Source organism: Mesorhizobium sp. ISC15, from assembly GCF_037162615.1.
GTDB classification, from domain to species: Bacteria; Pseudomonadota; Alphaproteobacteria; order Rhizobiales; family Rhizobiaceae; genus Mesorhizobium; species Mesorhizobium mediterraneum.
On sequence record NZ_JAVSPX010000003.1, the window covers coordinates 63,897 to 89,508 of the forward strand.

Annotated in this window: 27 protein-coding genes and 2 pseudogenes; 18 read left to right on the forward strand and 11 right to left on the reverse strand. The window is 57.9% G+C overall.

Going from position 1 to position 25,612, the window contains the following annotated elements; genetic code table 11:
• Positions 1-80: 80 nt before the first annotated feature.
• A pseudogene (locus tag RPG13_RS34260) lies at positions 81-221 on the forward strand (transposase domain-containing protein); the annotation flags it as partial.
• A 56-nt stretch (positions 222-277) separates the two neighbouring features.
• Here the strand turns inward: RPG13_RS34260 and RPG13_RS34265 are convergent.
• On the reverse strand, positions 278-2,728 hold the full coding sequence (locus RPG13_RS34265) for a sensor domain-containing protein (protein ID WP_337127218.1): 2,451 nt from the start codon (positions 2,726-2,728) through the stop codon (positions 278-280).
• A 463-nt stretch (positions 2,729-3,191) separates the two neighbouring features.
• Between RPG13_RS34265 and RPG13_RS34270 the strand changes: the two are divergent.
• The 3 genes and pseudogenes from RPG13_RS34270 to RPG13_RS34280 all read left to right on the forward strand — a co-directional run.
• Positions 3,192-3,615, forward strand: a pseudogene (locus RPG13_RS34270) (hypothetical protein); the annotation flags it as partial.
• Positions 3,573-4,028, forward strand: coding sequence for a RidA family protein (locus tag RPG13_RS34275; protein ID WP_442921412.1), 456 nt, complete (start codon positions 3,573-3,575; stop codon positions 4,026-4,028). The pseudogene RPG13_RS34270 and the gene RPG13_RS34275, both read left to right, overlap by 43 nt.
• Before the next feature lie 399 nt (positions 4,029-4,427).
• A complete protein-coding gene (locus RPG13_RS34280) occupies positions 4,428-4,805 on the forward strand; it encodes a hypothetical protein (protein WP_337127219.1) in 378 nt (125 codons plus the stop codon).
• On the opposite strand, the gene RPG13_RS34285 is transcribed toward RPG13_RS34280, so the two are convergent.
• From RPG13_RS34285 to RPG13_RS34300, 4 genes are read right to left on the reverse strand one after another with little or no spacing between them, the layout of a single operon-like run.
• Positions 4,802-6,112 carry an ATP-binding protein gene (locus tag RPG13_RS34285; protein ID WP_337127220.1) on the reverse strand — a complete coding sequence of 437 codons (1,311 nt, stop codon included), beginning with the start codon at positions 6,110-6,112 and terminating at the stop codon, positions 4,802-4,804. The genes RPG13_RS34280 and RPG13_RS34285 overlap by 4 nt on opposite strands.
• Positions 6,073-6,621 carry a hypothetical protein gene (locus RPG13_RS34290; protein ID WP_337127221.1) on the reverse strand — a complete coding sequence of 183 codons (549 nt, stop codon included), beginning with the start codon at positions 6,619-6,621 and terminating at the stop codon, positions 6,073-6,075. The genes RPG13_RS34285 and RPG13_RS34290 overlap by 40 nt, the downstream gene beginning before the upstream one ends.
• The gene (locus tag RPG13_RS34295; protein ID WP_337127222.1) at positions 6,611-7,306 is read right to left on the reverse strand and encodes an FkbM family methyltransferase; all 696 of its coding nucleotides are present in this window, start codon (positions 7,304-7,306) and stop codon (positions 6,611-6,613) included. Before RPG13_RS34295 ends, RPG13_RS34290 begins: the two co-directional genes overlap by 11 nt.
• 4 nt (positions 7,307-7,310) lie before the next feature.
• Positions 7,311-7,928: a response regulator gene (locus tag RPG13_RS34300; RefSeq protein ID WP_337127223.1), complete on the reverse strand. Its 618-nt coding sequence runs from the start codon at positions 7,926-7,928 to the stop codon at positions 7,311-7,313.
• A 158-nt stretch (positions 7,929-8,086) separates the two neighbouring features.
• On the opposite strand from RPG13_RS34300, the gene RPG13_RS34305 reads away from it, so the two are divergent.
• On the forward strand, positions 8,087-8,449 hold the full coding sequence (locus RPG13_RS34305) for a hypothetical protein (protein ID WP_337127224.1): 363 nt from the start codon (positions 8,087-8,089) through the stop codon (positions 8,447-8,449).
• A 72-nt stretch (positions 8,450-8,521) separates the two neighbouring features.
• Here the strand turns inward: RPG13_RS34305 and RPG13_RS34310 are convergent, their stop codons facing one another.
• The 6 genes from RPG13_RS34310 to RPG13_RS34335 form a co-directional block, all read right to left on the reverse strand.
• Positions 8,522-8,695 carry a hypothetical protein gene (locus RPG13_RS34310; protein ID WP_158302502.1) on the reverse strand — a complete coding sequence of 58 codons (174 nt, stop codon included), beginning with the start codon at positions 8,693-8,695 and terminating at the stop codon, positions 8,522-8,524.
• 57 nt (positions 8,696-8,752) lie between these two features.
• Positions 8,753-9,172 (reverse strand): hypothetical protein, encoded by a 420-nt coding sequence (locus tag RPG13_RS34315; protein ID WP_337127225.1) that lies wholly within the window; start codon positions 9,170-9,172, stop codon positions 8,753-8,755.
• A 13-nt stretch (positions 9,173-9,185) separates the two neighbouring features.
• On the reverse strand, positions 9,186-9,737 hold the full coding sequence (locus RPG13_RS34320; RefSeq protein ID WP_337127226.1) for a hypothetical protein: 552 nt from the start codon (positions 9,735-9,737) through the stop codon (positions 9,186-9,188).
• A gap of 398 nt (positions 9,738-10,135) precedes the next feature.
• The gene (locus tag RPG13_RS34325; RefSeq protein WP_337127227.1) at positions 10,136-10,834 is read right to left on the reverse strand and encodes a thermonuclease family protein; all 699 of its coding nucleotides are present in this window, start codon (positions 10,832-10,834) and stop codon (positions 10,136-10,138) included.
• Complete coding sequence (locus tag RPG13_RS34330; RefSeq protein ID WP_337127228.1) at positions 10,831-11,370, reverse strand: thermonuclease family protein; 540 nt, start codon at positions 11,368-11,370, stop codon at positions 10,831-10,833. The genes RPG13_RS34325 and RPG13_RS34330 overlap by 4 nt, the downstream gene beginning before the upstream one ends.
• A complete protein-coding gene (locus RPG13_RS34335) occupies positions 11,367-11,972 on the reverse strand; it encodes a hypothetical protein (RefSeq protein WP_337127229.1) in 606 nt (201 codons plus the stop codon). The genes RPG13_RS34330 and RPG13_RS34335 overlap by 4 nt, the downstream gene beginning before the upstream one ends.
• Before the next feature lie 176 nt (positions 11,973-12,148).
• On the opposite strand from RPG13_RS34335, the gene RPG13_RS34340 reads away from it, so the two are divergent.
• The 13 genes from RPG13_RS34340 to RPG13_RS34400 are packed head-to-tail and all read left to right on the forward strand — an operon-like array spanning position 12,149 to position 25,147.
• Positions 12,149-13,093: a lytic transglycosylase domain-containing protein gene (locus RPG13_RS34340; RefSeq protein ID WP_337127230.1), complete on the forward strand. Its 945-nt coding sequence runs from the start codon at positions 12,149-12,151 to the stop codon at positions 13,091-13,093.
• An 11-nt stretch (positions 13,094-13,104) separates the two neighbouring features.
• A complete protein-coding gene (locus tag RPG13_RS34345) occupies positions 13,105-13,458 on the forward strand; it encodes a TrbC/VirB2 family protein (protein ID WP_337127231.1) in 354 nt (117 codons plus the stop codon).
• A gap of 3 nt (positions 13,459-13,461) precedes the next feature.
• Positions 13,462-13,761: a type IV secretion system protein VirB3 gene (locus tag RPG13_RS34350; RefSeq protein ID WP_236372195.1), complete on the forward strand. Its 300-nt coding sequence runs from the start codon at positions 13,462-13,464 to the stop codon at positions 13,759-13,761.
• 3 nt (positions 13,762-13,764) lie between these two features.
• On the forward strand, positions 13,765-16,185 hold the full coding sequence (locus tag RPG13_RS34355; RefSeq protein ID WP_337127232.1) for a VirB4 family type IV secretion/conjugal transfer ATPase: 2,421 nt from the start codon (positions 13,765-13,767) through the stop codon (positions 16,183-16,185).
• Entirely contained in the window at positions 16,175-17,260 is a 1,086-nt protein-coding gene (locus RPG13_RS34360) for a lytic transglycosylase domain-containing protein (protein WP_337127233.1), read from the forward strand. The genes RPG13_RS34355 and RPG13_RS34360 overlap by 11 nt, the downstream gene beginning before the upstream one ends.
• 11 nt (positions 17,261-17,271) lie before the next feature.
• Positions 17,272-17,973 carry a type IV secretion system protein gene (locus RPG13_RS34365; RefSeq protein ID WP_337127234.1) on the forward strand — a complete coding sequence of 234 codons (702 nt, stop codon included), beginning with the start codon at positions 17,272-17,274 and terminating at the stop codon, positions 17,971-17,973.
• 22 nt (positions 17,974-17,995) lie between these two features.
• Positions 17,996-18,187 (forward strand): hypothetical protein, encoded by a 192-nt coding sequence (locus RPG13_RS34370; protein WP_442921411.1) that lies wholly within the window; start codon positions 17,996-17,998, stop codon positions 18,185-18,187.
• 15 nt (positions 18,188-18,202) lie between these two features.
• On the forward strand, positions 18,203-19,240 hold the full coding sequence (locus RPG13_RS34375) for a type IV secretion system protein (protein WP_337127236.1): 1,038 nt from the start codon (positions 18,203-18,205) through the stop codon (positions 19,238-19,240).
• Between the two features lie 35 nt (positions 19,241-19,275).
• Positions 19,276-19,971 carry a virB8 family protein gene (locus RPG13_RS34380; RefSeq protein ID WP_337127237.1) on the forward strand — a complete coding sequence of 232 codons (696 nt, stop codon included), beginning with the start codon at positions 19,276-19,278 and terminating at the stop codon, positions 19,969-19,971.
• The gene (locus tag RPG13_RS34385; RefSeq protein ID WP_337127238.1) at positions 19,968-20,777 is read left to right on the forward strand and encodes a TrbG/VirB9 family P-type conjugative transfer protein; all 810 of its coding nucleotides are present in this window, start codon (positions 19,968-19,970) and stop codon (positions 20,775-20,777) included. Before RPG13_RS34380 ends, RPG13_RS34385 begins: the two co-directional genes overlap by 4 nt.
• The gene (virB10, locus tag RPG13_RS34390) at positions 20,777-22,003 is read left to right on the forward strand and encodes a type IV secretion system protein VirB10 (protein WP_337127239.1); all 1,227 of its coding nucleotides are present in this window, start codon (positions 20,777-20,779) and stop codon (positions 22,001-22,003) included. Before RPG13_RS34385 ends, virB10 begins: the two co-directional genes overlap by 1 nt.
• A complete protein-coding gene (gene virB11, locus RPG13_RS34395; RefSeq protein ID WP_337127240.1) occupies positions 21,984-23,006 on the forward strand; it encodes a P-type DNA transfer ATPase VirB11 in 1,023 nt (340 codons plus the stop codon). Before virB10 ends, virB11 begins: the two co-directional genes overlap by 20 nt.
• Positions 23,003-25,147 (forward strand): type IV secretory system conjugative DNA transfer family protein, encoded by a 2,145-nt coding sequence (locus tag RPG13_RS34400; RefSeq protein WP_337127241.1) that lies wholly within the window; start codon positions 23,003-23,005, stop codon positions 25,145-25,147. Before virB11 ends, RPG13_RS34400 begins: the two co-directional genes overlap by 4 nt.
• Positions 25,148-25,612: the final 465 nt, after the last annotated feature.

The window sequence follows — 25,612 nt, forward strand, 5'->3', positions numbered from 1 at the left end:
ATCCCGATCCAGCTACCGCTACGTTGAGGAAAGTGTTGGTAAAAACTTGCTCACTCGGCATAGTTCGGCGGTCGGCATAAACCGCCAAACTCAACGACGTCGATCCGCGGGCCTGGCTGGCCGATGTTCTCTCCCGCATCGCCGACACGCCGAAGAGCCAGGTGGCCGAACTCCTGCCGTGGAACTGGTGCAAAACACAACCCGCCCTCAAAGCAGCCTGACCGCAGGTTGCGCCGCGGAAGCCCTTGTGTGTGTGTTGTGCAAGCTTGGTGAGCCGCTATCGCAGTCTGCGGCGTCGACTCGCCACGCTTGACTGCGGTGCGCGTTTGCCGACCTCCTTCGCATACAGCTCGATCGGGTAAGGCCTTCCGATCAGATATCCCTGCAGAGCACTGCAGCCCTCCTCGGTAAGGAAACTCAGCTGGTCAAACGTTTCGACGCCTTCGGCAACAATGTGCATAGAGAGGTCTCGGCCCAGCCCGACAATGGCGCGGATGATGGCCGCCGATTGCGGATTCTGCTGAAGCATCCAGACGAATGACTTGTCGATCTTGATTTTGTCGAAGGGGAAAGACTGGAGATAGGAAAGCGACGAATAGCCTGTCCCAAAATCGTCCAGGGCGATCTTTACTCCGAGCGATTTGAGGCGCCGGAGGATTGAACTTGCCCGCGAGAAGTCGTCGAACAGCACGCTTTCTGTAATTTCCAGCTCGAGCCGCGTCGGGTCGAGCGCAGACTGCAACAGAATCGAGTGCACCATGCCTGGAAGATCGCCTTGGCGAAATTGTACGGGAGAGAGGTTGACGGCGATGTGGATCGTGTTCGGCCATGACGCCGCCTCCCGACATGCCTCGCGCAATACCCATTCGCCGATTGGCACGATCAATCCGCTCTCTTCGGCCAGCGGAATGAACTCCGCAGGCGGAATCATTCCTCGTTCTTTGTGGGACCACCGGACCAGGGCTTCGAACCCAACGATCTGACCCAATACGTTCGCCTGCGGCTGGTAGTGCAGGAACAACTCGCCGTTTGCTAGAGCCGAACGCAAGTCCTTCTCAAGTGCGCGGCGTTCACGCACCTTGCGATCCATATCCGCCTCGAACATACGGAAAACACCGTGCCCGTCGGCCCTGGCGCGATTGAGCGCTGCGTGAGCGTTGCTCAAGAGGGATGTGACATCAACCGCGTCATCAGGAAAGAAGGCGATACCGATGCTCAGACCGACATGCAATTGCCGGCCATCGACATCAAAAACGTCGGCGATCGTCGCCAGCAGGCGGTCAGCGAGCGCTATTGCTGTCTCCGGATGCGGGCCATCACCAATGACAATAGTGAACTCATCGCCGCCGGATCGCGCAAGGAAGTGCTTGCCCGAGGTCGCTGTTAGCCGCGCCGCCGCCTGTCGAAGCAGCGCATCCGCCACCCCCGGGCCGCAAACATCGTTTACTTCCTTGAACCCGTCGACGTTGATGCGCATGACAGCGAAGGATTCCCTGCCCGATGTCGCCCGCTCAAGCGTGAATTCGAGACGCTCGACGAGTGCTGTCCGGTTGGGCAAATTCGTAAGCCCGTCGTGCGTGGCCAAATGGGCGATCCGCGCCGCGTCTCGCTTGCGCTCCGTCACATCCTCGGCCACCGCGAGGACATATTTCGACTTTCCGTCCTGGCTTTCCACAGCGAGCCGTCGCGTAACGAGATCTCGTATGCCCTTGTCCCGCGTTTGGATCTGCTCTTCCTCGGCTATCTGGACGGAATCGGAACGCAACGCTTGCTGATCACGAACGACGAACGACTCGGCCTCTTCTGGCGGAAAGAGGTCGGAGTCGGTCTTGCCGATCAGCTCGTCGCGCGGGATGCCAAGCAATTCCTCACCCGCCCGGTTCATCAGCACATAGCGGTGCTCCCGCGCCTCTTTGGCAAAGAGCATGACGGGAATGTTTTCGATTACCGTGTCAAGGAATTCTCTGGTGCGACGCAGGTCGTCCTCAGCCCGCTTGCGCTCCGTCACGTCGACAACCGCAACCATGAAGGCTGGGCGGCCGTCATACTCGATTCCCTTTGAGTAGGCGACGATGTCGATCAGGCTGCCGTCCGCCTTGATGTGGCGCCAGGTACGCCCGGTGCGGTACGAGCCCTCGCCTGTGCCGACCACTTGGACAAACGCTTCCCTTTCTTCCGCCGGCCTGATTTCAAGGATGGATTTGGAAAGAAATTCCTCGCGGGTGTAACCGTAATGCTCGAGTGCAGCCTGGTTGACCGCCAGAAACCGCAAGCTGCCTCTATCGAACACCCACATCGGGATGGGGTTGTCCTCGAAGAGGAGCTCCAGTGAGGCTTCGTGCTGCTTCAGCTTGGTGATGTCCGAAATACAGCCGACGACGAAGCGAGCGCCATTCGGCAGCGACGCCCGCGCTTTGCGCGTCACCAGGGTGCGGATTTCCCCGTCCGGCCCCAGCATGACCTCCTCATTCTCATTAACTTCTCCGGTTTCCAGCACCAACCGGTCAACCTGCCGGAACACATCCGCCTGTTCCTTCGGGACGAAGTCGTAATCCGTCTTGCCACCCAACTCCTCATAAGAATGACCCATGAAGTCGCACATGCTTCGGTTCACCACGACGAAGCGGGATTGATCATCTTTTAAGAATATCGGGTGCGGCACGGCGTCGAGCACCAATCGCACGGCGTCAGCATCGTCCTTGGAGAAGGACCCGGTCACCAGTTCCACAGGAAAGTCTGAACACGACATTCCGCATCCCCGTGTGTGAAGAACCAACGGTTGTATATAGAGAACCGTTATTTGTCCGCAACGATCCAAGAATGATATTAGCTATAGTTAAAATCCGAGGCGAGTAACGGATGATCTTCTAAAGCAAACCGCAGAGCTGACGAGGCGGCGAGGATGCTGCCGGATACCGAGGCCTTTCGAGGGCCGGCAGGCTGTGCTGCAGCAAGCGCGCATTCGACAAATGCTTGAACTTGGCATTGTAATTCAACCTTGTCGGTCCACCGAGCACTGCTTCTTTTACGCCTTGAGCCCGTCTGACACTAAGCCATTCAGCCGCCGCAGGCACGAAATCTCTGCTGAAAAGCAGATGGATAGATTGCGCGGCCGACCAGCCGACCATGACTGCTTCAAAAGGGAGGCCCGAACGCGGCCTTCACCGGTTCACGCCGGACGCTTACGCCGCCGCGCGCTATTCCTGATGCATCTTTCCGATTTCACCACCGACCATTCACTCGATCAGGCCAGGTAGACGAGGCTTTCCTCGAAGGCTGCGTCGTGACGCCGGAGGACATCAGCTATTTCTTCCCCCGCGGCGAGGACATTTCGGCGTCAAGGTCCGCGGCTTCTAATCGATCGGCAAATTCCTGGCGGCGAGCCGAGCGTTGCGGGCAATGCGGGCGTTCAACCTGACGCACATGAACCGGGGCCGGAACGCCTATCAGGCGAGCCACTGCTACAGTGTGGCGGATCACATGCTGAGTGATCCTGTGCGCCGAGCGAGGACAGTTCGAATCTTCGACTGTGAAATGGCGCGCCAACCCCGCCGAATCGACGATTTCCTAGGATCTGCCTCGTTGGGCCACTCTGGAGGAAATTCGTTGTCATAGAAGTGGCGATGTTAGGCGCCTGGGTCCGGGTGCGCGGCACCCGCGCCTACATCTCGGGTCACGTCGCGTGCAACCGGGATGGCACATTGGCAAAACCCCTGGGCAAGGTCGGGACCGAGGTTTCGCCAGAGCAGGGTTACGCGTCAGCGCGGCTTGTTGCCCTGGCCCATCTCGCGAGCCTCAAACGGGCTGTCGGAAACCTCGATCGGGTTACGGCTTGGTTGCGCGTATTCGCCATGGTGAATGTTGCTCCGGGTTTCAATGAGACGCCGCTGGTCACAAACGGTTATTCCGATTTGATACTGGAGCTGTACGGGCCTGACACTGGCGCCCACGCCCGCTCGTCCATCGGCATGGCCATCCCTTTGAATGCGCCCGTAAACTGCGAAGCCGAAGTGGAAATTGACGGGTGACCGGTTAGGGTCGAACCTTGCCGATCAGGCAGCGGCGAAAAGCCTACCGTGAATCTGTGTCCCAATAATGCACAGGGGCCATGTCAGTTCGGCGTTGGGCGTTGGGCGTTGGGCGTAGATTCGTCCGCATGACACATATCGTCGACCAAACTTCAAGCCACTGAGTGGGTAGAAAGGGCTCTGCCCTCTCTCCCCCACAAGCAGAAAACCGGCATTCCCCATGCATCGGCCTTCGGCCTGCAGCACCGGCCCGAATCCGCGTGCGGCTTCGGGCCGGCCCTTCGGGTGGGTGATCCCCCTTCCGGTTTTCTGCTTGTCCCCCGCTCTCCCGGTCCTCGCCGGACTGGCAGGGGCAGGGCCAGGCCCTGCCCTGCCTTCCATTCGGAAGGAAAAAGAGGGGTGCGGCCGCTTTTTAAGGGAGCTGGTGCGGCGATGATTGAAGTGAGGATTAGCGGCACAGGGTTGTGTCTTGCCAATGTGACGGAACGCCATATGGCGACGCAAAGAGCTGCGAGTGATGCCTTGATGAAGTGGGACGGGCGGCGGGCGGCCGGCGTCGTTAGCGATGTTGCCTATGCGATCGCGGTGTCGGCCGTCGCGACAGAAGAGGCCACGGCGCGACGCGAGGTGATGGAGTACCAGCCAGTCGATTATGAAGAATCGATCGGGAAGCTGGTCTACATCGCTGCGTTCCTGATTGCGACGCGGTTGCGGCTGGAAGATGGGGAGATGGTGAGGGTTATGGAAACAGCCGCACCGTTCGATGGCACGGGTTAGGAGTTGTCGCCCGTCACCGCGGCTGGCTGAACCGGCACACGGACTTTAACGACGGTACCTGCGTCGGGCTTGCTGTCGATAGTGAGCTTGCCTTTGAGGGTGGCAACCATCTGTGCACAAGCGGTTAGGCCGAGGCCGACATGGTTTCCAGCCTTGGTCGAAAAGAAGGGGACAGTAGCCTTTTCCATGATTTCTGGGGTCATGCCCGCACCATTGTCTTCGACCTCGAGCAACAGATCCGTGCCGCCGAGAATGCGTCGGCGTTTGAGGTCGGTGCGGACGCTGATCTTGGGGTTTAAACGGCCGTTGACGGCCGTTTCGGCGTTCTGGATGAGCTCGTTGACCAGCAATTGGAATTGCGTTTCGGGTACCGGAAGATTGACGGTCTCAACGAAAATTTCCAGCTTCACGAGCCCTTTGCGAGCCTTGGCGACATTTCGCAGAATCTGGCCCAATGGTGCGGAACGCGGGTCGCGCTCGGAATAGGCGATCTTGAGCAAGCCATCGTTGATGGCCTCCAGCTCATTTGCCGCACTGCGCGCCGCCTTTAACATTTCCTCACCAGGGGGCTTCGCAAGCCCTGCATTGTCGAGAAAGAGCCTGAGTGCCGTGACCCGCGATCGCGTCATGTGGGCGAACAGCGAAGCGAACGAACGCATACGCTGATCGCGACGGCTCACGAAGGCGTATCGCTGATGGATCACGAGATAGAAGGTCGCGAGCAGTCCTAGAGCGATCGCGAAGATGAACCAGTTGCGGGATGCCGCGATATCGATCTGAGCCGTCTCCTGCAGGGTGGCGCTATGATTGACAGTGGCGCTCGACACTTCGAACATGTCCTGTTCGAGCCTGGTCATATAGTCCAGGGCGGCCTGGTAGTTGGTTCGCGACACTACGATTGGCGTGATGTTTTTCTCGATGACCTGGCGAACGTTCTCCAGCAATTTGATGTCTTTCTGCGGCAGAAAACGATCGACATAGGAGAGGGCTAGCAGCTGTTCGATGTTGACGCTGACGAGGGCGATCTGTCGGTTGATATCGGGCTCAAGCTTGCCGGCTTCGCTGGCGAGGCGGATATAACCGTTCACCCTCAGCAACCGTTCTCGGACCTGCGTCGCGCGCCACTGAATCTCATAGGTCTGGCTGAGAATAGCGTCAGTGTCGCGCCGGTACTGTTCCGACCGGAGGAAAGCCCAGGTGCTGAGGATTAAGGCGAGCGACAGCCCGATATACGGCAGAACAGTAAGGAGGCTGCCAGTGTTGATTTTCATTGAATCGGGCGAAGTGCCACCGGGAAGAATACCCAAATGGAATTGCGAGCCGGAACGTATGCGCTGGGCAAGCGATCGAAAGGCCAGACGACAAAGATCGGCCCTTTTTCAAGCATGCTTATGGGCCGAAACTCCTGACCTTCCTTGCACGAGCCTTGCGAGATGTCGTCGGCGGTGCACTTTCGCTCGACAGCCAGGATCGGTTCAAACGACTGAATCTCGTCCATACGGATTTCTGAAACAAAGTTGTCGTAGGCGATGACTTTGATGGCCGGATTTTCGGCAATGCCGGCCTTTGCGAGGACATCTTTCATCAGGGGGCCGCGAAAGACGATCGTCTCGTCATCTTTTGTCCAAGGCGTTCGCGTGTCGTAGGTATGCGGTTGGAACTCGGTCTTCAACTGCTCGATCGTGAATGTCTGAGCGATGTCGCCAGAGGCTTTTTCGATCGTGAGCATTTCCGGATTGTCATAGGCGCCAATCGCTGGCGCTGTGCCGCAAGTCATTATCGCGGCTACGGCAAGACCAAGGAATCTACGCTGCATCGGCGGCCTCCGGCTCGTATTCGCGTGGCCCGTCGTCCTTGGCGAAAAGTACGCATGCTCCGCGCGAGCCGCGAGGATCGTAAGCGTAACCCTTCGTCGCCAGCGCCTGGGTGATATCGCGTATGCCGGACAAGCCATACAGGTGATCGTGCAACTCCAAAAAGACGCGCTGGATACCCGGAAGCTGGGCGCCACGAAGCAAATCGCGCTCGGCTCCCTCGATGTCCATGACCAGCACATTGATTTTATGCTGGAAGATGAACTCGTCGATGTTGGTGGACGCGATAGAGATCACGTCCTCATGCTTTTCGTCCATCGAAGACATCCACAAATCCTTCCGAACGTAAAATCGGAACGTGCGCGGCGCGCCGGCTGCCAGTATTCCTTGCTGCAACGTGACGTTGCGGAGATTGTTGGCGTCGATTACACGCTTTGCAAGAGCGGCCGTCGAAGGATTTGCTTCGAACGCCCAGACCTGAACACCCGGAATCTTGCCGATCAGCGAGGTGATCACGCCAATTCCGGTGCCGAGTTCGAGAACTCGGTCGTTACGCTTGACTGCCTTGAAAACCCAACGGGCTTCTTTCGCTTCGTAGCTTCCATTTGCGAGAGCCTGCCAGATAATCGGGGAGACATCTTCGGACTGCAGCGGCACTTTTATGCCGTGAACAGTTAAAACTGCCATCCTGCTACAGGCCCTTTGGCAGCGTATGACCGCGTCTCATAAGTTTTGCACGCGCCTGTTTATAATACCTCTCTGCCGTGCCGGCATCGATCGCCAGGCGATCTGCCATCAGTTCGTAAATCTGAGTGCGCTTCATTCCGCGCTCGCGCCGCGTCATCATGTCGATGATCTCCTGTTCTCGAGGGGTAAGTCCGGAATAGCGGTAGTCGGGGATCTTCATGGCAACGCGCGAGAGGCGCATTGAAAAGCCATTGGTCGAGATGTCCTCGAGCACGTCGGCGAATACGCCGGGCTCCAGGCCAGTCTTGCCCAGGTAACCGGCCGCGCCAACGCGGCGAAATTCGTCTGCCTCAGAGCTGGTGTCTGAGCCTGTCACAACGACGTGGATCGCGCTGGGGGAAGTTTCGATTATTTTATCGACGACAGCGAGGCGATCGGCCTGCGCCGTTGGGTCAAAACCAGGCAGGCCTGGATCGATCACGACCAGGTCAAAATCGTCGTTTTGCAGTTCTCGGGTCGCGAGTTCCAAAGTCTCAGCGCCCAGCACGACGCAGTCGCTGAAGCTCGCCTGAATCTGTTCCATCAATGCCAGTCTCATCAAGTTTTGGTCTTCGACGACCAACGCTCGAAACATTCCCATCACTCTCGCTGCCTATTTTCGTAGTAAGGTGACACCCTCAATGGTTGAAAAATAGGGGTGTTGTCACCCCTATTTTTTCGTTCGGCTGTGGGTATCAGTCGTGTCGCGGCGGGGCAGCTAGCGTCACTAGGAATGAAGCCATGCTGAGCCTAGGAAAATCTTCAAATGACCTCTCCGGAGACAACCATTTCACTCCGCAGAATCGCACGGCGATTAACGCTGAGGCGCGGCTCGGCACCCTGGCCGACATAACCGAACGACATGTCGCAGCTCAAAGAGCGGCCAAAGCGTTGCGAGAGGCTGAGAAGGGGCCCGGGGCTGGCGACGTGATCGCGCTGGACGAGGCCGCGGCGCGGCGCGACGTGATTGCGTATCAGCCCGCCGATCACCGGGAATCCATCGGGAAGCTGGTATACATCGCGGCATATTTGATCGCGAGGCGGGAGCGTCTCGAGGAACGGGAAATGGCGACGGTTATGGAGATGGCGGCGCCTTTTGGGTGAGGTGATCGGCCATCATGGGGGTGAACAAGCCCGCTGAAAAGCGGGATTCTTCATGCCACAGGTGCTTGCGGGTCAAAGTCGATCTGCTCTTCCGTGGATCAACCTGATCGCACCGGCTTGCACGGCACCGGTCAAGCATCCCCAAATCAAAGCGGCGATGAAGTTCCAGCCGAAAAGCAGGGCAATGACGAGGCAGATCAGACCTGTTGCACAGACTGTGGCGTAGTCGAGCAGTTCGTCTTCCATTTTCAGCAACACCTGTTTTCGTCGGTCTCGCCGTTCGATAACGGCGGCGGAGGCCGGCTAGTTGATGGTAGCGATCCATTCTCCGGATGCGCCTTTGGCAAACCCGACGACGCGATCCAAGGGCCGAGCCTGTGGTGACATCTTGATTGATGTCATGCACGATACTCCGGGGCCGCTGCTGTTCTTGTCGCACTGGCCGAGAGTAAGCGAGATCTCGGGCATGTTGTTGCGGTCCCAAACGAGCGGCGAAGCTTCCTGTGCCTTCCGGAAGGCGGCAAGAGCTTCATCCTCCGTCGGCGTTTCGACGATCGGGGCTTGCGGAACAGGGCACAGAGAAGGATCGGCAGAAATAGCCGCTGTGAGTTCGGCCTTAGAGAGTGCCTGTGCTTCGACGCCGGGCATCGCAAGCCATGTGCCGCCAGCGCCGGCTAACAAGCCAACGGTGGCGGCAATCGCGAGAAGTGCGTTTTGGTTCACGCTGGAGTCCTCACTAAAGATTCAAATTGAACCAGTGGCGTTGTTTTACGCCTTGGTCGTTCGGGATGTCGAAATACCAGGGATCGGCGCGGCGGGGACGCATTGACGAAATTTCTTTAGTGCAGCTACCGCTTCGGTTGTCGCTGTCACGACCAGCGCGACGAACGGGAATAGTGAGGCCATTTTTGTCGGCCTGGCTGTTAAACCTCGATTTGCAGACATTCACGGTCTTGACGCACTGATCGGGGACGCGGCGATTGCCTTCCTTGCCCCGCTCGCTATAGCCGACCTTCGAGCCTTCCGGGCAGTCGGCGTACTCTTGGCGGCCAGGTTCTCCGGCCTTCGCTTCGTGGCATACCGGCCAAGAGAAACCGGGCTTCGCCATGGCTCGAATGAGTTTCGTCATTGGCTGAACGCAGTAGGAGACGCCATGCCAGGAGGGATTTTGCGAGGCTGCACAGAGCAGCACTTGGCAGCCCCAGGAAGCGTCTTGGGCCTTGGCGGCGGTAGCAGGCAGGATAGCAACGGCTGCTAGGCCGGTTGCGGCGTAAAGCAGTTGTTTCATGTCAGATGATCCTCTCGATTGTTGCTGCTGGTGGCTCCCGACCGACAAATATTTGGTCGTTGGGTGAGGCGTTCGACGCTCGATCGCCGGCGGCGGAGGTGACGGCGGCAATGAGCGTGAAGGCAGAGAACCAGAAGATCCCCACACGATAGAGCAGCGGGCATATCGCGGCAGAGAGTGGGAAAGGCGAAGAGGCCGACAAGAAAGCTGTCGAACGCCCAGGTGACGTTGATCTTGAAGCAAAATCGAAGCGACAAGGAGCAGTGCGGCGAGCGGCCCGTGGACCCACCACAGTTTGGCCGAAACGTGAGGAGAGGAAACGATAAGGGAATGGCGAGCAATAGGCCCGCCAGAGGATCGGTTGCGAACGAGTTCGCAATATGGGCGAAGTTCGGCAACTATCGGTCTGTCCTCTTCGGTTTGTGACGAGCATCGACGAAGGGAGGCGAAATTTCACTCTCGCGCTCAGCGAGTAGGTTAAAATCGGCGATCGGACGCCGGTCGAGCGTCTTATCGACCGACTTGCGTCGCCACTCATTCATATCGAGGACGTAAGTCGCCCACATGCCGTAGCGCGCTGCCATCGCGTAGTTCTGAACGGTCAGGTACTGGCCGTTCACGGGGTAGGGCGAGGCGACCCGCGCCCATCCGACACGCAGCATTTCGAGGGCGAGATCCTCGCCGCCCGTTGCGCAGCGACCGAGCGCCACACCGTCATGGCTGTAGCCGAGAACAGCACATTCAACGCTTTTGTTGCCGACAGTGCGTTTCAGCCATGCCTTGGCGAGCGGACCGCATGGGACTGGGGGCGGCGCCTTGATCTTCTCGCGAGTCTCCCATTTGGGATTGAGCGCCCATTGCGGCAGCTCGCATGCATCGATGTCGGCGAGGCGAACCCGCTGTGCATATTGGGGATACCAAAGCGTTCGGCCGTCCATGACGGCTACGCGCCCGTGAAATACGGGAAGGGACTGCACTGGCGTTGGAGCGCGTTGTTCCAGGCGGGACGGCAATGGCCGCTCATTAATGATGTCGGCTGCGATCGAGGGATGCGCGATGGCGGCGGATACAGCGGCCGCGAGCATATGCTTTTTCATTTGGCAGCTTTCTTGGCGCGTTCGTTTGCCGACCTGCTCAAGAGGATGGCCGGGTGCTGCACGTCTTCGAACTGCCACAGACCGGCCCGTTGCTCTCGGGCGCTTTGTTCGGCAACGGCGTAAGGAGGATGAAACGGCAGGCCTTCGGCATTGAGGGCAGCGAAGGCATATCCGCTAGTGACCATCATGGTCGCAAGGTCAAGTCTGTCCTTGCCGACTGTGGCGTAGCAGACGACATAGGATGTCTCCGCGGTCTTGGCGACAGGCGCACAAACCGGTCGGGTGTCTTTGATGTAGGCGGCGAAAACGGCGAGCGAAGCGTCGCCGCAATCTCGTTTTTGGCCTGTCTTGTCGGTGTAAGGGGTGCCGCGAAGGCAAGATTGCACACCGTAAAGACGATAGCGGTTGCCGCCGGCAACCCATGTGTCGCCGGATTCGAGCGTCACGCCAGGTTGAAGATCGAAGTATCCTGCAGGCGCGGCATTGATCTCTCCTGATGTGAGAATCGCCGCTAGATAAATCGCGCCCCTTCTCATTGGCCTTTGACCCTCGGATCGGCCCACATCCCGTACCCTTGTTTGCCGATGCGTTGTGCTTTTTCGAGATCCGCGCGCGCGGGCGAGCCATCCGGGTTTTTCACCACTCGAAGTGCGCCAAGGGAGACCAGCTCGTCTTCAAGCATGTCAACGCTGTCGAGGCTGCCGGGATAGTTATAGTAGCCGTAGCAGGTCGCATCCTGGCTCGGTGCATTCTGTTCGCTGACGAAGGCGCGGCAGAAGAGAACCTTTGCGGACTTCAGCATCACCTGCAATTCTTGCTGCGCGAAGCCACTGCATGATCCCGAATATCCTTCGGTCCGATTCACCATCTCGCCGCTGCACGGCTCGACGCCGTAGAGATGCAGTGTTGTCTTGTCGTCGACTTGAATGTCGGTCGGCGAGACAGCCTTATATCCACTGGCAGATGCAAAGCCCTTGCGATCCACGACTTTACCGCTGCCGTCATAGTATTCGACGACCAGGACTGTTTTGCCCGGCGACGCCAGCGATTTGATGTAGTCCTTGTCGATTTCCGGTGCAGCGAACGCAGACGTTGCCAATATGCAACTTGCGAGCGCGGCGGCGATCGTGCGTTTCATTATCTAGCCCTTACCATCCTGGTTATGTTGGATTCCCTGCACCTAGGGGGTTTAAGTATGGCGCAAAAGCATGTATCAGTATGCCATATCGGTATCATACCTGTTAGAACCTAATCGGTTTTCATCGCGATCTCAACATCTCAAATGAGGTGGGGCCGATAGCAGGAAGGGCTAGGATGGCAGCTGGTTCACGCATCGTACTGCTGATAGGTGTAGCGGCGCTTTCGACCTTGGGAGGAGGAGCATCCCACGGCGACGAAATCCTTAAAAGAACGCCAAAACAGCACGTTTCTATCAGCGATCAGGGAAGCCCTGCCACTCTTAGCGAAACCGCGATCACGGCCATATTCGATAGACGGTGGTCCAGCCCTGAAAGCGACTTCGTCCTTGGTGCCGATGGCGTCGTGCTGTCAGAGCCACCGGCTAAAAAAGCCGTCATGGCTTCTAATCATATAGGTAACATTTCTTCAAGGCCGAGGGCCAAGCACGATAGATCGATGGATGGCGATCTGATTAGAAGCGCCACAGGAGCAATAAGCCAAAATGGCATCATGACTCCTGGCATACAGGACACGGACAACGTGCGGCAATGCGGCCCATCTCCATTAAGTGCATCTGAAACCAAGACTTTGGTCGTCGAGTCAGCGCGTCGCCACAAGGTGGATGAACTCTTTGCGACGGCCATTGCCTGGGCTGAGAGCGGCTTTGATCGAATCCGAAACTCGGAGAAGGGCGCGCGCGGGCCGATGCAGCTCATCCCTGCGACTGCAGCACAATTCGGTGTGCGCGACGTCTGCGATCCTGCGGAAAACATCGAAGGCGGGATGAAGTACCTGCGGGTGCTCCTCGACGAATTTCAAAATCCACTGCTGGTCGCGGCCGCCTACAACGCTGGGGAACGGCGGATTTATGAGTACGGCGGCATTCCGCCTTTCAGAGAGACCGTCGGCTACGTGGCGAAGGTTGTGAACTATCAGCTTGGCCTGCCGATGCCGGCAACCACGGGCAAGTCGCCGGCGGATGCTTCGGAAGCAATCGCCGATGCGGCCGATGATCGAGATGTTGGCGTCATCGCGGTCAAGAAAACCGGCAAGTTCGTCGGCGGTGTGATGCATTTTTGAAGGAGAGAAGTATGAAAATTGATGCGGTAAGGGGACCGGGGGCAGGGGCTGTCAAGCTGGCGGCGCTACTCGGGCTCGTGGCGGTTATGCAGGTGGCTGGCGCCGATCTGGTGCTTGCACAAGGCACTGGCGGTGGGGGTGGTGGTGCATTCGGGCCGCTTCAAACCGCCGTACAGATGATTGTTGACTTCATCACCGGTCCGTTTGGTCGGTTGCTCGCGATCATTGCCGTCATCGGACTGGGCTTTCTGGCATTTGCGGGCCGTTTGTCTTGGTTCACAGCGGGCGCGGTTGTCATCGGCATCGGTTTGGTGTTCGGCGCTCCCAATATCGTCGATGAGATGATCTCGGCTGTCGGCAATTGACCGATGGCTGAGCACCAGGACGAAAAGCCTCTGGTGACCCCGTTGGTGATCGGACTAACCCGGTCACCAACGCTGTGGGGCGTGCCGTACATGGCCGTCATCATCATCGTCGGCATAACCATCATCGGCTGGCTTGGGACGAATTCGCTGTGGGCGCTCCTGGTAGCTCCGGTGAGCTACCTCTTCCTGTTTTCGCTCTGCACTTGGGACAGCAAGATTCTTGACGTGTTGCAGGTGGCGTCCCGGAAGACTCCGCGGACGCCCAATAAGACATTTTGGGGAGCCAACTCATATGGGCCGTGACGGATGCTGAAAGTCGTTAGAGAAGAACTCGGATTTGGGAAGGTCGCTAACAAAGAGCGGCCAATGGCTACTCATATTCCTTACTTGCGGCACGTCTCGAATACAGTCGTGGGGTTGGAGAATGGCGCCCTTCTTTGCGTGATCAAGCTAGATGGCCTGTTCTTCCAGACGGAGGATCAGGCTGAGCTCAATATGCGCTCGGTCGTCCAGAACACGATGATCCGGGCGCTCGGTTCAAGCCGTTTTTCTGTCTGGTCGACGGTTATCCGGCGCGAGGTCGAAACGGAGATTGAGGGAACCTTCGATGATCCGTTCTGCGATCTCCTGAACAGGCGCTACATGGAGCAGTTGCGCCGGAAGCGCATGTTCACAAACGAGATCTATCTGACCATCGTGCGATCGGGTATGCGCGGACCGCTCGGCTTGAGCGATGCGGCCAAGCGCCTTCTGGATCGGACTGCAGGCGGCGATGCGCGCGGGCAGCAAACGCGCGAGGATGTGACGGAGCTCGAGGAGCTGATCGGAAACATCACGCGTGAGCTTCAGAAATACGGTGCCCGGGCGCTCGGCATCAGCTATCGCGACGGCGAACCCTATTCGGAACCTTGCGAGTTTTTCAATACGATCCTGACCTGCGGTGTGCCCCGGAAAATGAGGCTGCCCCGCATGGGCATGCGCAATTACGTCGGAGCGTCGCGGCTGCATTTCAGCAAGCGGACCATGCAGGCGCAGGGTGCCATCGAAGAAGACAACCGGTTTGGCGCGCTGCTGTCCGTCAAGGAATATCCGCCGTTCACCGGTCCAGGGATGCTCGACGGCCTGCTGCAGGTGAACCACGAATTCATCCTGACGCAATCATTCACGATTGCGGACAAGCCAATTGCCCAGGAGCGGATTAGCCGCCTGCAGCGGCAAATCCAGGCATCGGATGAAGCTGGAAGCTCGGTCGAGCACGATATCGACTTTGCGCTCAACAGCCTCATGAATCAGGAAGCCGTGTTCGGGTTTCACCACCTGACATTGCTGTGCCTGTCGCGGGATCTTGAAGGCGTAAGCCGCTCCGTTTCGGAGCTCGGATCGTGCCTCACCGACATGAACATCAACTGGCTGCGAGAGGACGTGAACCTTGAAGCAGCCTTTTGGGCGCAACTGCCGGGAAATCACAGCTACATCGCCCGCAAGGCCATGCTGTCGAGTGCAAATTTCTCGGGCCTATCGTCGATGCACAATTTCGCAACCGGGCAGGCCGACCGGACACATTGGGGCCTGCCGATCACGATCCTCGAGACACCATCACAAACGCCCTATTGGTTCAATTTCCATCGGCGCGATATCGGTCATTTCACAGTCGACGGTCCTACCGGCTCGGGCAAGACCGTGGCGATGACATTCCTTCTGGCGCAAGCCTTCCGGGTATCGCCGGCCCCCAAGGCTGTGTTCTTCGACAAGGATAGGGGCGCCGAGATTTTCATCCGTGCGATTGGCGGCTCCTACGAAGTGTTGTCGCCTGGCACGCCGACCGGCTTCAATCCATTGCAGCTTGAGAACACCGGACCGAACCGTGAGTTTCTGTTGCGCCTACTCAAGGCCATGCTGCGGTCGGGCGATCGGCAGGAATTTTCACCGGAAGACGAAGATACCCTGGAACGGGCGATCACCCGCCTGATGCAGGAGCCTGCGGCCGAACGCAATCTGCCAAATCTTTCGGGCCTGCTCGTCGGCCGTTCTCGGGCCGACGCGCATGACCTTCATTCGCGACTGCGCCCGTGGATTGACGGTGAAAAGGCCTGGCTGTTCAACGCTCCGCACGATGTCTTGTCGTTCTCCGGAAGAAACGTCTTCGGTTTCGACATGACGAGCATCCTCTTGACTGAGGATCTTCGCACGCCGGCTTTGATGTACATCTACCATCGCCTCGACGAACTGCTGACCGGCGATCCTGTCATGTTCTTCATGGACGAAGGCTGGCAGCTTCTCTCCGACGAGACGTTCAGCAACTTCATCGTCGACAAGATGAAAACGATCCGAAAGCTGAATGGCATCGTCGGTTTTGGTACGCAATCAGCGGCCGATATCACCAGGGCCAAAGCAGCCCATACGATCATCGAACAGGCAGCGACCAACATCCATTTCCCGAATCCCCGGGCGGACGAAGACAGCTACATCAAGCGATTTGGGCTGACGGTCAAAGAATTCAATTTCATCAAGAATACCCCGCCTGAAAAGCGCACGTTTCTCATCAAGCACGGCAATGACTCCGTCATTGCACGTCTCGATCTGTCGACAATGCCGGAGCTCGTAAAGGTGCTCTCCGGCAACAAGAAGACGATCGAAGAGTGTGCTGCGCTGCGGGAAAAATATGGCGATGAGCCTGAAAACTGGCTGGCTGAATTCTGCGGATGGGAGAGGGTGAATGGAGAATAGTCCTGCTCTATGGCTGATGTTGACGGCGCTTGCCGTACCGGCGCCGGCATTGGCGGGAGGAGTGCCCGTTATCGACGGTGCGAACCTGACTGAGCGTACGACGAGGGACGAAAAGACGACCGAAATCGAAAAAGTCGACAAGGATCGTTTTTCCATAAACAAGAGCGTCACTTGCTCGGTGTACCGGCCTGGCCGGCGAGACGAACCGGTAGCAGCTGCCAACGCCAATCCTGAAATTGCCGGTCTCGTGAAGCGTATCGCCCGAGAGGAAGGCATTAACGAGAACGAATTTCTCGCTCTTGTGTACCAGGAAAGCCGTTTCAACCCTTGTGCAAAGTCAGGCGTGGGCGCGATCGGCCTGGCACAGCTCATGCCCGGTACGGCTGCCGATCTCGGCGTTAACCCGCACAACATCGAGGAAAACCTGCGCGGAGGTGCCAAATATTACCGGCAGCAATTGAGGCGCTTCAACGGCAACGTGAACCTTGCTCTTGCGGCCTACAATTCCGGTCACGGCAACGTCCAAAAATACGGCGGCATTCCGCCGTTCAAGGAGACTCAGGGCTACGTAAAAAACATCACGCAAAGTTGGCTTCCGGCCTTTGGTGGCTCGGATCAGGCAAACATTCCGCTCAACTACGGTGGCGGCAACACTGCCTATAGCGGCATGCGGGACTCAACGATCAACGCCATGGCGACGTCGCAAGCGGCGACCGATAGCGTCGGAAATGTAGCCTCGTGGCTGCAGCAGTTGGGTGGGATGCAGAGTGGCACGATCCAGGACAGTTGGGATCACAATTCCGGCGCCCGCAATGCCAATCTCGAAATGATGAATCAGGTCATCCGCATGGGAACGGCAATGGGCGACCTGATCAACTCTCGCAACGCCGGCACGGCAAGCAATCTCTCGGGCACTTCGCAGTCCTCAGATTTTAAGGACGAGGACAAAAAACCGCGCGAGACAACCGGCCTCTGCGATCCGCGCGAAGGCCTCGAATGGAGCCCGACGGAGAAAGCATGCGTTCAGAAACGCGAACGGGCGGCCAACATAAATCTGATGTTGAAGCCACAATGAGGGAGGATACAATGAAGCGCTTTATCATTTCTGCGTCGGCGATAGTCCTTGCATCGGCCGCATCCGCACAAGTTCCTGTGATTGACGGAGCAAACTTTGATGTAGCGAAACAGACAGCCGCGACCACAGACAAGATCCTCGGCACGAACAAGGAAATCCTCACGACCGTCGAGCAGACCTTGAAGTCTGTGACAGGCGATCGCGGCAGTGATGCCAACCAGATGCAGGACCTGGCCGTCGGCAATGGCTTTTCAGTCTCGTCGATGCCGTCATTCGATAGCCTGCTCCAAGGCGGTGTGCCGAATTTCGGCGGCATGGGCGGGGACATCGCCAAAGTTGCCACGACGTTCATCAATGGTCTGCAACTGGTCAAAAGTCTGTCAGGCCAGGCGAACAGCACGTTTTCTGGCGATAAGTCCTACGAGGAGCTGCTGAACACCGTACTTGGTGTCGCGGCACTGGTGAATGGGTCGCAACAGGCGGCCCAGACGCGGAAAAGTGCTTTTGAGCAGGCAGGCCAGCAGATCGGCCAGGCGCAGGACATCAAGGGCTCGATCGACCAAAACACGCAGCTTCAGGTGCAAGCGGGCCTGACCGTCAACGAATTGATCGGTGTGATGAACGGCGCGGTTTCGTCTCTCCAGGCGGACAATCAGCGGCGTCTGACCGATATCTCCAACTCAAAAAAGGCGCTCAGCTACAGTGGGAACTAAGCCGACAAAAACAGCGACAGTGATGACGCTTTTCGTGGTCGTGGCCGCTCTTTCCGGCTGCGGCACGGTCAAGGAGAAGACCGCGCCCTGCAAGCGGCCGGCAAACCTGACGTCTTATGCGCCGGATCCCCGTCTCGAGTGCGGACCGATGATGCATGTCAATGGCGACGCATCTGCGGCCTTCGCGGCGATCGAGGCGATGGAAGTGGAATAGGGACGCTGGGCGGCAATGCAGGATTTCTTGGGCGAACTGCTGGACAGGATAGAGCAGACAGGGGCGAATTTTTCTGAACGAGCCTACGAAATTGTCGGCGGCGAGATCGTTCCACTGCTCAATGTCATGTTCCTGGCCTATGTCGGCTATTACGGCCTGCAGCTCTGTATTGGAACTGCTCGCGTCAGTGTCAGCGAAATTATCGGTCGCGTCGTTCGCATGCTGCTGATCCTGACTGTGGTGAGCCAGTGGAGCCATTTCAACACGTTCTTTTACTCCTGGGTCAACAATACCCCTGAAGACGTCGGGCGGGCCATCCTCACGGCGACCGGGACAGGTATCACCGAGCCGACGAATGGCCTGTCGATGATCTGGAAAACAGCGAATGAAGCGGCTTCGGCATTCGCCGAACAGTCAGGGTATTTCTCGGTTCTCCCGTCAATGGTCGGCTTCCTGATCATGTTGTGCGTCGCCGTCTTCATTGCCGTTGCCCTCGCAATTTTGCTGCTCGCCAAGGTGATGATGTGGGTGCTCATTGGAACCGCGCCGATCTTCATCGCTTGCATGCTCTTTGAACAAACGCGGAACCTGGGCGTCTCATGGTTTCAACAAGTTCTGCTCTACGCGCTGATTCCGCTCTTCGTTTATGTCGTGGCCGCTTTCTTGATCGCGGCCATGGACCCTGAGTTGACGAAGGTATCGAACGCGGCGAACCAAAGACGGCTCCAGCTCAGCGATATTTCGGCATTTCTGCTGCTGTGCGGTGCCGGCACGTTTGTACTGATCAACATCCAGATCCTCGCACAAGGGATAGTTGGCGGAGTGGCGGCCGGTATTGGCAGCGTCGCGAGAACGGTCGGTCGATACACCGGCTTGACGGCGCCTATGAACGTGTCGCGGGCCGGCATCAAGGGCGCAAGCATCGGCTTCCAGGGCAGCAACAGCCTCTACACCCGCTTCCGTGGCAATGGCGGCCCTACAACAACATCCGGGGGAGACGGCGCAAAGGCGGCAATGCAGAACCGGATAAGCAGCCACAGCATGCCTCGTTGAGGCTGTTGGTTCGTAAGAAGTAAGGGCTAGACTAGATGACAGATTCTAAGGACGTTGCTCTCAGGAGTTATTTTCAGGATGGCGATCGTTGGGAAAATGAGATCGTCAAAAAGGCGAAGCGGTCGCGCGCACTCGCGTGGTTTGTGACAACGCTTTTCGGGGCGACAACGCTTCTGGCGCTTGCTGCTTTGGTGCTGCTCGTACCGCTAAAGAGCTTTGAGCCATACATCGTCGAGGTCGACAAGAACACCGGCTATATGGAGGTCAAAACTGGCCTGACCAGGCCGTCGAACCTGACCGAACAGCAGGCAATCACTCAGGCCAACGTCGTACGATATATTCGCGCGCACGAAGGCTATGATCCGTTCGCCATTGAAGAAAATTTCGGCATCGCCGCACTGTTGTCGACAGGCGACGCGGCCCGCGAGCTGCAAGAGCTCTATAGCGCCGCTAACACGAACAATCCGGCGAAGGTTTATGGAAAGAACAAGCGCGTCCTCGTCGAGATCAAATCGGTGACGTTTTCGAACGCCAGCACAGCGCTGGTCCGTTTCTCGACGACGGAAAAGACCGACACGGACTCGATCGTCCGGCACTACATTTCCGTCGTGCGCTACCGCTACACTGATACGCCAATGACAAACGAGTGGCGCTTCGAAAACCCGCTAGGCTTCCAGGTCTATAACTATCGTCGAGATCAAGAGACCGTGACGCCGGGAGGTCAGGGATGACAAAACGTTTCCTGACGTCGGCGGCGATCTTCGCCGCGATCCTGACTCATGCCCATGCGGCGCAATCGCCTCGGCCAGGCAGCCTCGATGCGAGGGTGACGACCGTTATCTATCAGCAAAACAACGTGGTGAAGGTGGCTGCGACCTATGGAATCTCAACAATGATCATCTTCGATGAAGATGAGAAGTTCGAGACCATTTCGCTCGGCGATACCGAAAGCTGGCAGGTCGCGCCATCCGAGAAAGGCAACATCCTGTTTGTGAAACCGATCGCGAAAAACGTGGCAACAAACATGAACATCGTCACCACCAAGAGGATCTATTTCATCGAACTGCACGATTTTGCGCCCGATGCCGGCAAAAAGGTCTTTGGGGTTAGGTTCGTCTACCCGGAAAATGACCTGAACGCCGCACTGAGGAAAGAGGCGGAGTATCGCGCCTCGAACCCCAATGTCTCGAACATCCACAAGGCAAACGTCAATATCAACTATTCTTTTTCCGGCGATCCGTTGCTCAAGCCGTCCATGATTTTTGACGACGGGAAGAAGACGTTCTTCAAATTCAGCGGGCGCATGCCCGCAATATTCGCTGTGAATTCCGATTTCTCGGAGACGCTCCGCAACTTCCGCAAGGAAGGGGAATATCTGGTCGTCGATGGCGTGGCGACCCAATACACGCTGCGTGATGGAAACCAGTGGACGTGCATTTTCAATCTGAGAAAGCCTGATTTTGGCGCACCCGACCCCGATATCCTCGGTCCAGCTCCCGATCGCCTAGCGTCCAAGCGCAGAAGGAGCGGCAACTGATGAAACGCACCCCGGAACTTGAAGCGATGCTCTCGGCCGACGAAACGGACGTCAGCCACAAGAACGCCAAACGCAACCAGGTCCTGGGCGGCGCGGCACTCCTGCTCGGCGGTGCCGTCGCGGCCTATTTCGTTCTCGCCGGTGCACAGGAAAGGCCTCGTGACGTGCTGGATGGTGACGAGGAATTCAGGACCACCACGTTCCGGCCCCCGTCCTTTGTTCGTGATGTCGAAGAGCCGCCGGCCGCTCCTGACAGTGAGATCATATCGTTGCCGCCGCCACCGCCGCCTCCCGCTGAAGAAAAGCCGGACACGACTGCATTCAACGTGCCGCCACCTCCAGCATCTGTAGTTGCCGCTCCCCCGCCACCCGAAGCCGCTGAACCGCCGCCGGAAGAATTTCCGGAGCGCTACAAGTCGGCCATGGTCGTATTCGACAACAAGGGTTCGGCAGCCGATGGTGGCACGCTGGCCGGTGACGAAGGCGAAGGCCTGAGTGTCGCCGGCGAGGACCGCAACAGCAAATATCTGGCGGCAGCAGCGAGCTTGGCCGACCGATCAGCGACAGCACGCCAGATCAAGCGCGTCGACGCCATGATCCCGGAAGGAACATTGATTCCGGGCATCCTCGAAACGGCAATCGTCAGCGACTTGCCAGGACAGATACGCGCCATCACCTCGCAGGACGTTTATTCCTTCGACGGAAGGCGCGTGTTGATCCCGACGGGAACCCGGCTGATCGGCGAATATCAGTCCGATGTCGTCAGGGGCCAAAAGCGCATCTTCGTCATCTGGACGCGCCTCATCCGTGACGATGGAGTGTCAGTGCGCCTCAATTCGATCGGCACGGATAGCCTCGGCCGCTCCGGCCTCACCGGCATTGTCGACAACAAGTGGCGCGAGAGATTTGGGTCCGCCATCTTGCTCTCGATCGTCGGCGCCGGCGCAAGCTATCTGACCGGCTATGGCAGCGACGAAGCTTTCGGCGACGAAAAGGATGATGCTAAGCGCGGCGAAGAACTCGCGCGCGACACGATCGCGCAAACCTTTTCGGACATGGCAAATCAGGCCCTCTCCGAAAACCTTCGCATTCCTCCGACGATCAGTGTCGGCCAGGGTGAGAGAATCTTTGTTTACGTTCGCCAGGATCTCGATTTCTCGGCCATGTACGACGACCCGGTGGCTGAAGCCATGAAGGAAATCAAGCGTGAACGTGGCTACAAATAATTTCGGGCCGCGAGACCCCTACTATTTTCTCAATCGTGCGCTCGCACCGATAAAGGATTTCCTCGATGACCAGGCTGTCGTCGAAATCTCGATCAACAAGCCGGGCCACGTCTATGTCGAACGGCTTGGGTCCGATCACATGGAGTTTCACAAGGTCGATGCTCTGACTGCTGAAGAAATCCAGAACATCGGGGAGCGCGTTGCCGGCGCAACTGAGCAGTTCATCAGCCGGAATAGGCCGATCCTGAGCGCAGCCTTGCCAACCGGCGAGCGCATCCAGGTCGTTCTTCCGCCTGCCGCGCCGGAAGGCGGGGCCATCTCCATCCGCAAGCAGGTCGTGAACAATTTTACGCTGGAAGAATATCGCGACAACGGTTCGCTTCAAAAGGTCTCGGTGACCGTCGGAGGATTAAGCGACACCGATCGCGAGCTGATCGGCTATCTCCGCTCGAATGCCATCTACGAGTTCATCCACACCGCGATCATCAAACGTGTTTCCATCCTCATCAGTGGCGGCACATCGTCTGGCAAGAGCACATTTCTCAATGCGTGCCTGAAGAGCGTTGACCTGAACGAACGCATTCTGACCCTCGAAGACACCAGAGAGCTCTTTCCTCCGCAGCCGAACAAGCTGCATCTCATCGCGTCGAAAGGCGACCAGGGTACCGCCGACGTGACGATTCAGCACTTGCTCGAGGCGTCGCTACGCATGCGGCCCGATCGGCTGTTCGTTGGTGAGATTCGCGGCGCGGAAGCATTTTCCTTCCTGCGCGCCATCAACACCGGCCATCCGGGCTCGATGTCGACGGTCCATGCCGACACGCCTCTCGGAGCCTATGAGCAATTGGCAATGATGATGCAGCAGGCCGGTATGTCGGCCGGTTTCACCAAGCAGGATCTCATGTCGTATATCCAGATGGTGATCCCGATCGTCATCCAGTTGCGACGTGAGGGCGGCAAGCGCGGCGTTTCAGAGATTTTTTTCGCGCGGCACGAATCATGAGCAAGGGGTACCACACCGTCTTCCTGATCTTCTGCCTCGGCGTTGCATTCGCCGTCTGGATGCTCGGCTATGGCCTCGGCCTGCAGCTCTTCTACAAAGACGGCCGGATCCTCGAGACGACGATCACTACGAATCCGTTCGTTCCGATCCAACAATTTTGGCACTTTGCGAGTAATCCTGCTCTACAGAAGGTCGCGATCGGCTCGCTTGTACCGGCGCTCGTCGCCGGCGGCCTCGTCGCTTACGTCGGCCTTCGGCCGCTAGGCAGCCCGCTCGGTGACGCGGCCTTTCAGGACATCGCCGCTCTCCGCCGCGGCAAGTGGTTTCGCAAGTCCGATCATATCTTTGGCCGCATCGGCCGCAAAATCCTGCGCACCAAGGATGATCGCCACCATCTGATCATCGGGCCGACACGATCCGGTAAAGGCGCCGGCTATGTCATTCCCAATGCTCTCATGCACGAAGGGTCGATGATCGTAACCGACCTCAAGGGAGAGGTTTTCAAGGCGACGGCCGGCTATCGCCGGCGCAACGGCAGCCAGGTGTTCCTTTTCGCGCCAGGCGCGGAGCGGACGAACCGCTACAACCCTCTCGACTTCATTCGCCAGGAACGTGGAAATCGTACGACCGATATCCAGAACACGGCGAGCATTCTCGTTCCCGAAAACACTGAATCCGAAAACTCGGTGTGGCAGGCGACCGCTCAACAGGTCATGGCAGGCGCTATCAGCTATGTGCTGGAAAGCCCGTTTTATAACGGCCGGCGCAATCTCGGGGAGGTCAACTCGTTCTTCAACAGCGGCGTCGACCTGCAGGCCTTGATGAAATTCATCAAGGCAAAAGAGCCGTACCTGTCCAAATTCACGTTGGAAAGCTTCAACGCTTATCTAGCCCTTTCCGAGCGCGCCGCCGCTTCGGCCTTGCTTGATATTCAGAAAGCGATGCGGCCGTTCAAGAACGAACGTATCGTCGCTGCGACGAACGTTACCGATATGGATCTCCGTGCGATGAAGCGACGGCCGATCTCCGTCTACCTCGCGCCCAACATCACGGATATCACCCTGCTCAAGCCGCTCCTGACGCTGTTCGTGCAACAGACAATGGACATTCTTACCCTCGAGCACGATCCGAACTCACTGCCGGTCTACTTCCTGCTCGACGAATTTCGGCAGTTGAAGAGGATGGACGAGATCATGACCAAGCTGCCCTATGTGGCAGGGTATAAAATCAAGCTCGCCATCATCATCCAGGACTTGAAGAATCTCGACGAGATTTACGGCGAAACCTCCCGGCATTCGCTGCTCGGCAATTGTGGTTATCAGCTCATTCTAGGCGCGAATGATCAGGCGACCGCCGACTATGCATCCCGTGCGCTCGGCAAGCGGACCATCCGCTACCAGTCGGAATCGCGCACGATCGAACTGCTTGGTCTGCCGAGGCGCACGAGGGTCGAACAGATTCGCGAACGTGACCTGATGATGCCGCAGGAAATCCGGCAGATGCCGGAGAGAAAGATGGTACTGCTTGTTGAAGGCCAGCGCCCGATCTTCGGCGACAAGCTGCGATTTTTCGAGACACAGCCATTCAGGTCCGCTGAAGCCTTTTCGCAGACTCACATGCCGGATGTGCCACCGATCGAATATCTCCCGGTACAGCCGGTTCCGGCTTTGACCGACGATTACAACCGGGCAGGCCAGCCCGCCGAAGATGTCGGGGTCCCGACTACCGGGATGGCTGATTCCGAAAAGAGAATGTCATCACCAGTTAATGGCGCTGAGGCGACGCCAACTGTCGCCGCGACCGCGAAAGCGGCGCCGGCAACAAAGGAGCCCGCAGCGCGCACCGTGAATCGCAAAGCCAGCCTGCCGAAACCGAAACGCGCAAAAGCGGCGACGAGTGGCGGATCTGGAAACGGAGCGGAGGCGACACCGGACGTAGCGGCTATCGACACACGGATTAAGGCTACCGAAGAAAGCCTGAAACCTAGCGCTGAACGCCTCAAGGAGACCGTTTCCCAGAAAGTCGAAAAGCTCGGCCAAGCATCGCCCACGAAACGGCGAAACTATCTCGATATTTTCGCGACGACGGTCCCCGATCCCGTCGAACTCGGCCTAGATGCCGCCGATCGCGCAACGGCTTGAGTCGATCCGTTGCTGCCGTTCGGCCGCCGCGACACGATCAGAAAATGAACCAGACGTCGTTTACAATATCCGTTCCCTGCTTCGCCGCCTCAGCGCATCCGATGCCGAAGCGCGAGTTGCGCCTTTGAACGCCTGTATCATCCTGGGGCCTTTTGCGCATCATGGGAGGAAGGAGCAGAGCGCTTGCCACCGACGTCACTGGTACGGCTGATCGCCAGGTCGGATACAAGTTTGCGGTGGCTCTTGGCAGCAAGGATGAGATCAAGTGCCCCTCAGACACGGTGGTGGATCGGCGGAAGCACAATTCCAGGCTGGTCGGGGACCTGGGTATTGCGCTGTGGCTGGCGCAGCTGCAAGACGCTTACGTGGAAACGAAGACCGAGCCAGATTCCGTTTCCCATGTGCTCGGATTCACGCTCCTGCAAAAAACAAAAAGGCCGGACTGTTAAGCCCGGCCAATCATGA